3 protein-coding genes are annotated in these 2,363 nt (G+C 27.6%); 1 reads left to right on the top strand and 2 read right to left on the bottom strand.

Annotation, left to right across the window (positions count from 1 at the left end):
* The first annotated feature begins 19 nt into the window (after positions 1 to 19).
* The gene (locus FLACOL7796_RS24335) at positions 20 to 892 is read left to right on the top strand and encodes a winged helix-turn-helix domain-containing protein (RefSeq protein WP_173973351.1); all 873 of its coding nucleotides are present in this window, start codon (positions 20 to 22) and stop codon (positions 890 to 892) included.
* Positions 893 to 1,180: 288 nt separating this feature from the next.
* Here the strand turns inward: FLACOL7796_RS24335 and FLACOL7796_RS24330 are convergent, their stop codons facing one another.
* Both FLACOL7796_RS24330 and FLACOL7796_RS24325 read right to left on the bottom strand, forming a co-directional pair.
* Entirely contained in the window at positions 1,181 to 1,606 is a 426-nt protein-coding gene (locus FLACOL7796_RS24330; protein WP_232067448.1) for a 2-dehydro-3-deoxyphosphooctonate aldolase, read from the bottom strand.
* 191 nt (positions 1,607 to 1,797) lie between these two features.
* Positions 1,798 to 2,220, bottom strand: a complete 423-nt coding sequence (locus tag FLACOL7796_RS24325) for a VOC family protein (RefSeq protein WP_173973350.1) — start codon at positions 2,218 to 2,220, stop codon at positions 1,798 to 1,800.
* Positions 2,221 to 2,363 lie beyond the last annotated feature (143 nt).

Genomic DNA, 2,363 nt, shown 5'->3' with positions numbered 1-2,363 from the left:
AAAAAAATACTTTTGATTAATGAAACAAAAATACCTATTTGTATTATTTATACCTTTGTTGGCTTTATTAATTATTTTTATTTATTGGTTTTTTCAACAAGAATTAGATATTGAAAATCCCAAAAACGAAATAGTGTTAAGGGAAATAGGTCATGAATTACTGAATAGCTCAAAGGATAGTAATTCTAAAGTGATGCCTATAAAAATTCTATCAGCAAATGAATTCCAGATTAGTTTTGAAAATGAATTTTCATTTATACCAGATTCACTAGTTGCTATTGTTCAGAAAAATATAGAGAGAAGCACATTTCCAAGAGATTATTCGGTAAATGTATCTAAGTGTTCAAATAAGGAAATTATCTATGGATTTTTAATTTCATTAGAAAACAAAGAAAATATAATTCCATGTATTGGGAGAAGCATACCAAGTAATTGTTACAGGATTACTATTAAGTTTATCCCAAAAAGTATTTCTTTTTTTAATAAGGGATTTACCTTTTTATTAATTATAATTTTAGGTCTATCAATTTTGTTTTGGTGCATATTTAGAAAAAAAGAAAAAATAATTCATAAAAAAGAGTCCACTAAAAATATCCAAATTGGGAAATACTTTTTTCACTATGAACAACATTATATTGAGTATCAAAGTGATAAATTTTTATTAACATCAAAGGAATCAAAGTTGCTATACATTTTTTTCTCATCTCCAAATAAAATTATCGACAGGGAAGCTTTGCAGAAAGAAGTATGGGAAAATAATGGTGTAATAGTTACAAGGAGTTTGGATATGTTCATTTCAAAGCTTCGCAAAAAATTGGATAAAGATCCTCTAGTGAATATTGTTAATATTCATGGCATTGGATATAAATTAGAGGTAATTAATTTAAAATAGCTGATTTTTTAATCCCTATAAAACAATAGATTTTCAGTGTTGTCCATACCTTATTTGTATCACTCTTAAATAGTGGATATAGAAACAAAAAGTGTAGAGTAGGTTAAAAATTTGTGGTAATGCTTACAATAAAGTTTATTCTTGAATAATATATATTCTTTTTAAATCATCTAGAAAATGGTTCGAGAATTGTCCGGTTAGGGCTACTAAGAGAAAAAGCTTCAGATTTCTCTGAAGCTTTTTTTATTTTGGTTTACTTTGAAACATTTTACGTTCACTAAAAAAACATCATTTTTTTGCAGTGAAACCTGAGGGAATCATTAAACTGTCTTTATCGTACATATTGATGTAAATCTTTAGAGTATCTCTTATGTCTTCCCAATATACCTTATAAATGTCAAGTGAGCCTTTGAGCCCTTTTTCTACATTCGGAGTTTCAAAAAGACAACAGCTTCCTTGCCTATAAAACCTGACTGTTTCACCATTTGGACCTTTCAATGCACTTAAAAATCTCCGTTCATTTTTTGGCCCTATACCTTCGGAACTACCTCCAACCTTAATTGGATTTGATTCAGCAAAACCATAACTTTCATCAGAACTTTGAGCAGTTATATGAAAGTAGTCCTGTTCAACCGGTCCTTCTTTTTCTAATTGTTTTTGTTTATTATTACAGGAAATAAATAATAATAAAATTAAGGAAAGATAAATTTTCATTACTGTGTGTGTTTTACAATGTTGCCTAATGTTTTAATACTTCGGTGTATCTGAAACTAAATCAAGCCTACTATTCAGATTTACCAAATCATCCCAAATACAAAACCGACTTTCCATTGAGTCTATATCTCAAAAACGTTATTATAAGGGTTACGCATTCCTTTTTTTTGCAAAATAAATGAATTGTTTTATTATTTTTCTTCAGTAGTAATTTTCCAATTAATACCAAATTTATCAATACAAATACCATAATAAGAACCCCAAAAAACTAAATTCATAGGTACTTTCACTTGTCCATTTTTAGACATTTCGTTAAATAATCTATTAGCCTCTACTTTACTATCTGTATGAACTATAAGAGCAAAATTATTATATTCTATTGATTCTTTATGTGCCACTCTGTTGTCAGAACCCGATAATATTGTTTCGTCACTAATAGGTAAAGTGATATGCATAATTTTTTCATCAGTTTCTTCAAAAATTTTTCTATCAGCTTTTGGAACATCTTTATAACGTCCGATATATGAAATCTCCTTTTGAAAAACTGTTTTATAAAAATTAAATGCTTCTTCGCAATTACCATTAAAATAAATGTATGGATTCAATGTAGTCATAAAAATTAAATTTTATTATCGTTTATTCTACTAAAATGATGCACAACATGTTCATATGCTCAACCAATTATACAAAGCTACCTAAATTTAGTAGCTTTGTATAATTAAGCATTATAAATTGTAATACGCACATGTGATAATGC

The organism is Flavobacterium bizetiae (assembly GCF_902804475.1).
GTDB lineage: Bacteria > Bacteroidota > Bacteroidia > Flavobacteriales > Flavobacteriaceae > Flavobacterium > Flavobacterium bizetiae.
The sequence above is the reverse complement of the archived record's forward strand: the minus strand, read 5'-3'. Positions and strand labels throughout refer to the sequence as shown.